The sequence below is a fragment of the Ramlibacter sp. genome (assembly GCF_013697775.1).
Lineage (GTDB): Bacteria > Pseudomonadota > Gammaproteobacteria > Burkholderiales > Burkholderiaceae_C > Ramlibacter.
On record NZ_JACCWG010000140.1, the window covers coordinates 1 to 7,644 of the forward strand.

At 71.2% G+C, this 7,644-nt stretch carries 8 protein-coding genes; 6 read left to right on the forward strand and 2 right to left on the reverse strand.

The genetic code is table 11. The features are described 5' to 3' along the window. The 4 genes from H0U68_RS06975 to H0U68_RS06990 form a co-directional block, all read left to right on the forward strand. On the forward strand, positions 1-547 hold a 547-nt coding region (locus tag H0U68_RS06975), incomplete at its 5' end, for a glycosyltransferase family 2 protein (protein WP_296353987.1). Then, complete coding sequence (locus H0U68_RS06980; RefSeq protein ID WP_296353989.1) at positions 544-1,785, forward strand: ABC transporter ATP-binding protein; 1,242 nt, start codon at positions 544-546, stop codon at positions 1,783-1,785. The genes H0U68_RS06975 and H0U68_RS06980, both read left to right, overlap by 4 nt. Before the next feature lie 38 nt (positions 1,786-1,823). Further along, a complete protein-coding gene (locus H0U68_RS06985; RefSeq protein ID WP_296353991.1) occupies positions 1,824-2,765 on the forward strand; it encodes a GNAT family N-acetyltransferase in 942 nt (313 codons plus the stop codon). An 11-nt stretch (positions 2,766-2,776) separates the two neighbouring features. Beyond that, positions 2,777-3,541 (forward strand): PIG-L deacetylase family protein, encoded by a 765-nt coding sequence (locus H0U68_RS06990; RefSeq protein ID WP_296353994.1) that lies wholly within the window; start codon positions 2,777-2,779, stop codon positions 3,539-3,541. Here the strand turns inward: H0U68_RS06990 and H0U68_RS06995 are convergent. Both H0U68_RS06995 and H0U68_RS07000 read right to left on the reverse strand, forming a co-directional pair. Next, positions 3,513-4,331 (reverse strand): ABC transporter permease, encoded by an 819-nt coding sequence (locus H0U68_RS06995; protein WP_296353996.1) that lies wholly within the window; start codon positions 4,329-4,331, stop codon positions 3,513-3,515. The genes H0U68_RS06990 and H0U68_RS06995 overlap by 29 nt on opposite strands. 7 nt (positions 4,332-4,338) lie before the next feature. Next, the gene (locus H0U68_RS07000) at positions 4,339-5,013 is read right to left on the reverse strand and encodes a Crp/Fnr family transcriptional regulator (protein ID WP_296353997.1); all 675 of its coding nucleotides are present in this window, start codon (positions 5,011-5,013) and stop codon (positions 4,339-4,341) included. 183 nt (positions 5,014-5,196) lie between these two features. Between H0U68_RS07000 and H0U68_RS07005 the strand changes: the two genes are divergently transcribed. Further along, positions 5,197-6,561, forward strand: a complete 1,365-nt coding sequence (locus H0U68_RS07005) for a FecR family protein (protein WP_296353999.1) — start codon at positions 5,197-5,199, stop codon at positions 6,559-6,561. Next, on the forward strand, positions 6,558-7,644 hold a 1,087-nt coding region (locus H0U68_RS07010; protein WP_296354000.1), incomplete at its 3' end, for a CHASE2 domain-containing protein. The genes H0U68_RS07005 and H0U68_RS07010, both read left to right, overlap by 4 nt.

The following is a 7,644-nucleotide window of genomic DNA, read 5'->3' on the forward strand; positions in this document are numbered from 1 at the left end:
CGACCACGGCGTCGCGGTGGCGCGCTCGCGCCGCGCGGCCGGCGAGATCTTCTCGCCCTGCGCCGCCGCGGCGCTGTACCGGCGCGCCGCCTGGGACGCGGTCGATGGGTTCGACGAGGATTTCTTCTGCTACCTGGAAGACGTCGACCTGGGTTTCCGCATGCGGCTGGCGGGATGGCGCTGCGTGCACGTGCCCGAATCGGTTTGCTACCATGCCGGCTCGGCGCTGACCGGCCGCCGCAGTGATTTTTCCACCTACCACGGCCAGCGCAACATGGTCTGGCTCTTCGTGAAGAACATGCCGTCATGGCTGTTCTGGCTTCTCGCACCCGCCCACCTCGTGCTCAACCTCCTTGCCCCGCCCGCACTCGCGCGCCGCGCCCAGTTCGGCGTGGCGTGGCGCGCTAAGCGCGATGCGCTGCGCGCCTGGCCGGCCCTGTGGCGCAAGCGGCGCGCGGTACAGCGGCAACGCGCCGTGCCGCCCGGTGCGATCTGGAAGGTGCTGGACAAGGGGCTGTGGCCCGGCCAACTTCCGCCGTCGCCATGAGCCAGGCAGCAGTTGCGGAGCACCCGTCCGTCATCGAGGCGCACAACCTCGGCAAGGCGTATTTCCCGCATGCCAGGCCGCTGACCCGGCTGCGCGCCGCCCTCGGTGCCCAGGTGCACGCGGAGCGCTTCTGGGCGCTGCGCGAGGTGAACCTCTCGGTGGCGCGCGGCGAGGCTCTGGGCATCGTCGGGCGCAACGGCGCGGGCAAGTCCACCTTGCTGCAGCTGCTGTGCGGAACCTCGACGCCGACCACCGGCAGCGTGCATGTGCACGGCCGCATCGCTGCGCTGCTGGAGCTGGGCGCCGGCTTCAACCCCGATTTCTCCGGCCGCGACAACGTGCTGCTGAACGGGCCGCTGCTGGGCATCGGGCGCGAGCAGTTGCTGGCCCGCATGGACGAGATCATCGCGTTCTCGGGCCTGGGCCATTTCATCGACCAGCCGGTCAAGACCTATTCCAGCGGCATGTTCGTGCGGCTCGCGTTCTCGCTGGCCACCAGCGTGGAGCCCGACATCCTGGTGGTGGACGAGGCCTTGTCGGTGGGCGACGGCGAGTTCTCGCGCAAGTCGTTCGACCGCATCCAGGCCATGAAGGAACGCGGCACCACCATCCTGTTCTGCTCGCACGCGCTCTACCAGGTGGAAGCCTTCTGCACCCGTGTGGCGTGGCTGGACGGCGGCCAGCTGCGGGCCATCGGCGAGCCGCACGACGTGGTGCGGCAGTACGACATGTTCCTGGCGCAGGACGCGCATGCGGCCGCCGCCGGTGCGGGGCAGGGCGCGCAGGCCGCCGGGGCCACGCGGGGCCATGCGCGCATCACGCACACCCGCATCAGCGTCGACGGGCGCGCCGGCGATCCGCTGGACGTGCGGCCCGGCGAGTCCACGCTGCGCGTGGAGATCGAGTTCGCTTCGGATCCCGCGCTGCCGGCGCCGGTGGCGGGCGTCACCATCGACCTGCCCATCGGCATGGCGCTGACCTGCGCCGTGAGCCGCACCGACGGCGTGGTGCTGGAGCGCGACGCTGGCGGCAGCGGCACCGCCGTGCTGGAGTTTCCCCGCATCGCGCTGCGCAAGGGCGAATACCACGTCGGCGTGTATCTCGGCCACGAGAACGCGGTCCACATGTACGACAGCGCGCTGGCCGTGGGGACCCTGCGCGTGGAAGACCGCAAACCCGAACCCGGGCTGGTGAGCCTGCCGCACCAGTGGCATTCGCACCGGGGGCCGCGTCCGTGAGCGGGGCGGACCTGCCAAACGGGTCCCGGCGCTGGAGCGTGCACGACGCGCGCGAACAGGACGACCCGCAGGTGCTGGCGCTGTTCCACGAGGTGTTCGGCCACGCCATGCCGCCGCAGCAATGGCGCTGGAAGTACGCCGATGCCCCGCATCGTGGCGTGCTGCTGCGCCGCGAAGGCCGGGTGGTTGCCTTCTACGGCGGTGTGCCGCGCGCGGTGCAGGGGCCGCGGGGCACACACCTGGCGGTGCAGAACGGCGACGTGATGGTCCAGCCCGACGAACGCGGCGTGTTCACGCGGCGGGGCGCCATCTACCACGTGACCGAGGCATTCCTGTCCCGGCACATCGGGCCGGGCCGGGCCTATGAATTCGGTTTCGGTTTTCCCAACGAGCGGGCGTTCGGCGTCGCATCGCGCCAGGGTCTGTACATCGAAGGCGACCGGCTGCAGACGCTGACGTGGAGCCCGCTGGCCGGCGCGCCGCCGTCCTGGTGGGTGCGCGAGGTCGCCGCCGGCGCCGCGCAGCTGCGCGCCGTCGACCGTCTGTGGCGCCGCATGGCGCGCGACTGGCGCGGGCTGTACATCCCGGTGCGCGACCAGGCGCGCTGGCGCTACCGCTTCCTGGATGCCCCGGGCAGCCACTACCAACTTCTGCTGGTCAAGCACCGGCTGCGCGGCGCGCTGGCGGCGGTGGCGCTGCGCGAGCACCCGGGCCATGTCGAGTGGCTGGACTACGCGGGATCGCGTGCGGCCATCGGCCATGCGGTCGCGGCGGTGCGCCGCTTCGCCGGCCAGCGCGGTGGCAAGCCGGTGTCCGGGCTGTTCAGCCAGTCCATCGCGGCCGATTTCGCGGGCGAGGCGGCGAGCCGCGAACCGAGCAACATTGTCATCCCGCTGCGTGCACCCGAGCCCGGCTGGCCGCAGCCCTATCCCTGGGCCGGCCGCTTGTGGCTGATGGGCGGCGACACCGACTTCCTCTGATCCACATATCCATGTCCGAAGGTCTCCGCGTTCCTTATGAGGCAGCCGCCCTGCCGGTGCCGCAGGCGCGCAGCGTGCTCGTTCTGGCACCGCATCCGGACGACGAGGTGTTCGGCTGCGGCGGCTGCGCGGCGCTGTACGCGCAGGCCGGCGTGCCGGTGCAGGCGCTGCTGCTGACCGACGGCGGCCTGTGGGGCGTGCCGCCGCCCGGCATCGGCATCGTGGAGGCGCGCAAGGCGGAAGCGCGCAAGGCGGCTGCCGTGCTCGGCTGCCGTCCGCCGCTGTTCGGGCCGTACCCGGACCGGGGGCTGAAGGCCGATACCGAGCTGGTGCGCATTATCGTGCGGCAGGCGCGCGCCTGCGGGGCCGACGTCCTGCTCGCACCGTCGCCCTGGGAAGTGCATCCGGACCATGTGGCGACCGCCTGGGCGGCGATCGACGCGGTGGCGCAACTGGGCGGCGCCACGTGCCTGGTCCAGTACGAGGTGGGATCGGCGCTGCAGCCCAACACGCTGCTGGACATCACGCCGGTGTGGCCGCGCAAGCGCGAGGCCATGGCCTGCTTCGCATCGCAGCTGGCGATGCAGGGCTATGACCGCCACGTCGAGGCGCTCAACGTGTTTCGCACCTACACGCTGCCGGCCACCGTGGAAGCGGCCGAAGGCCTGCGCGTCGCCACGGCGCAGGAGGCGCGCGAGGATCCCTATGGCTTGGTGTTCCGCGGCTCGCGCCATCCGGTGGCGGACTTCATACCTCGTCCGCGAAAGCCGGCCTGAGGCGGGCGAACAGGCGCCACGCGAGCAGGGCGAACAGCAGGCCCGCCGCGACGTATGCCGCCAGGGCGGTCCAGTCGGGCGCACGCCCTTCGAGCAGCAGCCGCCGCAGGGATTCGATCGGCACAGTCAGCGGATTCAGCCAGAGCAGCGCGGCTGCCGCCGGCGGCAGCGCCTTGGCCGGGTACAGCACCGGCGACAGGAACATCAGCATGGTGACGGCCGGCCCCATCGCGTGGCCGATGTCGCGGATGAACAGGCCGAGCGACGACAGCAGCCACCCGAGACCGAGCAGCACCGGCAACACGGCTGCAAACACCAGCGGCGCCAGCAGCACCCAGGGCGTCAACCCCGGGCCCGCCACCACCAGGGCGCCCAGCAGGATCGCCAGGCTGAGCGCCGCGTGGAAGAGGGCGCTGCCCAACGCCACCCAGGACAGCACCTCCACCGGGAACACCACCCGCTTGACCAGGTTGGGCTGCTCCAGCACCAGCCGCGGGGCGCGGTTCAGGATGTCGGCGAACAGGTTGAAGATCACCAGGCCGGCGAACAGCTGCAGCGCGAATTCCTGCGTGCTGTCTCCGCCGCCGGGCCAGCGCGCGCGGAACACGCTGCGGAACACGAAGGTGTAGGCCAGCAGGATCAGCAGCGGGAACAGCAGTCCCCAGCCGAGGCCGAGCACCGACCCCTTGTAGCGCGCCAGCACGTCGCGCCGGACCAGCTGCACCACCAGGTGGCGGTGCTGCGAGAGGATCAGCGGATAGGCGCGGGACAGGGTTGCTTGCAGGTTCATCGGAGAGTCATTCGGGCGGTTGTTGCCGACCCGCCGCGATGTCGCGCAGCACGTCGGCGTTGTCCACGCGCAGGTCGTTGCCCTGGCGCTCCACGATGCCGCGGCCTTGAAGCAGCTGGAACACGCGCGAGACGGTTTCGCGGCTGGCGTTGATCATGATGGCCAGTTCCTGGTGCGTGGGGATGTTGACGACGATCTGGACATGGCCCGTGCCGCGCATCAACACCTCCAGCTGGGCGCACACGCGCTGCAGCGGATTGGCCAGGCCCAGAATGCGGCGCTGCGCCGACACCTCGCGCAGCCGCAGCGACAGGCTGGTGCACAGCGCCTCGGCCACACGCGGATGCGCGAACAGGATGGCCCGCACCCGTTCCTGCGGGATGAACACCACGCGCGAGCGCGACACCGCCGTCACGTAGTTCGGCTGCGGCGCGCCGTCGATCACCGCGACCTCGCCGAAGTAGTCGCCCGGATTCACGAAGTAAAGGCCGACTTCCCGGCCATCCACGGTGAAATCGACGCCCTGGAGGCGCCCGTCGAGCAGGAAACACAATGATGAAGGAGCGCCTTCCTTGTGCAGGACCACCTCGCGCTTGGCGAAGGTGCGTTCGGAGGCATATTGCGCCAGATGCTCGATAGTCACCTGCGGCAACGGCGCCAGCAAGGGCAGCTGGGAGAGCACGGCAAGCGGAAGAGCCATCTGCGGTGGGGAACCGGGCCGGCCGGGCGCAAAATGCGGATGATACCCGGCAGTACATCCCGCAAGCGCCAGCGTCTGCGGCCATTTGTGACCCCGCTCACAGCGGCAAGCGCCAGCCTTCGCTACATTGGCAAGCTGCGACTCCTTCATCTGGTCAGGACTCCCATGCCTTCCCGTTTTTCGCGTTCCCTGCCGCTTGCGCTGGCGAGTCTTCTGGCCTGCGCCGGTGCCTGGGCACAGGGCATTCCCAGCCAAACCACTGCCTATGCACCCGTGACCGGCGCCCGTGCCGCCGCCGTGGGCGAAGTCACGCTGGCGGTCGGCCCGGCCACCCGCACGTCGTCGGACGGCGTGCCCGAGCCGGTGCAGCGCGGCACCCGCATCCTGCCCGGCGACCGGCTGGACACCGCCGAAGGCGGCATGATCCACGTCCGTTTCATCGACGGCGCTCTGGTCAGCCTGCGCCCCGCCAGCCGCCTGTGGGTGGAGGACTACCGTTACGACCCGCGCCAGGTCAGCCAGTCGCTGGTGAAGTTCCGACTCGAACAGGGCGTGGCACGCGCCATCTCCGGCGCGGCCGCCGAAGGCGCCAAGGAGCGCTTTCGCCTCAACACGCCGCTGGTCGCCATCGGCGTGCGCGGCACCGACTTCGTGGTGCGCACGAGTCCGCAGGCCACCACTGCCGCGGTGAACCAGGGGGCCATCATCATGGCCCCGTTCGACTCCGGCTGCCTGGCCCAGGCGCTGGGCCCCTGCACTTCCCCGGACGCCCGCCTGCTGTCGGCCGACATGGGCCACGTGCTGGTGGAGTTCCGCCCGCAGGTGACCCAGCCGGAGATCCGTCCGATGTCGTCCACCATGCTGGCGCGCGGCGAGGTCCCCGAAGGACCGCAGTCAGCGGCTGCGCCCACCCAGACCGCGGCGCCCGTGCGATCGAGCCAGCCGGCCCCGGACGATGCGCTGTCCGCGGCACTGGTGCAGGGCTTGGTGCGTACCGCTTCCGCCGGCCCGACGGAAGCGGCACCGCCGCTCCCGCCGCCCGCGTTGATGTGGGGCCGCTGGAATGAACCCGCCCTGGCGGGCGACATTGCGGTGGCGCGCACACAAGCGGCCGAAGGCCGGTCGGTGACGGTGGGCGACGGCAATTACGCGCTGTACCGCGCCGACAACGCCAGCGGCTCTCTGGCGACGGGCCTGGGTGCCTACGATTTCAGCCTGCAGCAGTCTTCTGCGCAGTTCAACGGCGCCAGCGGTGCCGTCGCGGCGGCGGTGCAGGGCGGCCAGCTGCACATCGACTTCGTCAGCCGCGCTTTCAACACGTCACTGAACGTCAGCAGCCAATCCACCGGCGTGGTCCGCCTGTCCGGTGCAGGTTTCGTGCGCGATGACGGCATCTTCGTCGACCGCAGCGTGGCGGGGCAGGCGATTGCCGGCGCCGCCGCGCTGGACGGCAAGAGCGCCGGCTACCTGTTCGAAAAAGCCGCCGCGGGCGGCACGCTCACCGGCATCACGCTCTGGTCCCGCCCGTGAGCGACGCGTTGGCTCGCCTGCTGCTGCGTCCCTGGCGCCTGCGCGCCCTGGCGCTGGGCGGCGCGGCCTTTGCCTGGGCGCTGCTGTCCTGGCTGGGCCAGGGTGCGCTGCACCAAGCCGATGAGCGGGCGACCGACAGCGTCTGGGAACTGCTGGCCAGCAAGGAGCCCGAACGCCGCGTGGTGGTGGTCGACATCGACGACGGCAGCCTGCAGCGCATCGGTCCCTGGCCATGGCCGCGCGCGGTGCAGGCGCGGCTGGTGAGCGCCCTGCAGGCCCAAGGCGTCGGACTGCAGCTGTATGACGTGGTATTCGCCGATGCTCGCGAGGGCACCGGCGAGTTGGCAACGGCCATTGCCGCCGCCGACGGAGCCAGCCCGGTGGTGCTGGGCCAGGTGTTCGCCGTCAACCATGAAACCGCGCAGGTGTCCGGCCAGCTGGCCGGCGCGCTGCCTGGGAGCGCCTGCCTGCCAAGTGCTGTTCCGGCGCAAGGCTATGTGGCCAACCAGGCCGGGCTGCACAGCCGTGCGGGGCATATCACGCCGCGCTTGGATCCCGACGGCACCGTGCGCCGGATTCCGGCGCTGGTCTGCTTTGAGCGCCGCAACTATCCGGCGCTGGCACTGGCCGGCTTGGCCGCCGTTGCCGGGCCGACCGAGGCTTCACCGCTGCGCGCGGAGCCCGGCATCGGCCTGTGGGCCCCGGCCTGGACGCTCAGCCTGCCCGGCATGCCGGGCGTGCAGGCGCCGCTGGATGCCGGGGGCAACGTGCGGGTGCCTTATCACAAGGCGCGCAACGCCATCGTGTCGGTCTCGGCGGCCGACGTGCTGGAAGGCAAGCTGCCGGCGAACAGCCTGCGCGGCACCTGGGCGCTGATCGGCGCCTCCGCCTTCGGCTTGTCCGATTCCGTTCCCACCGCGCTTGGCGGCGCGGTCAGCGGGGTGGAGGTGCATGCGCAGCTGCTCACCGGCCTGCTGGACGGAACCGTGCCCTACCAACCTCGTGTAGCGCCGGTGCTGGGCGCCGGCTGGGTTCTGGTGGCGCTGGCTGCGCTGCTGGCGCTCGCCGGCCTGCGGCCGGGGA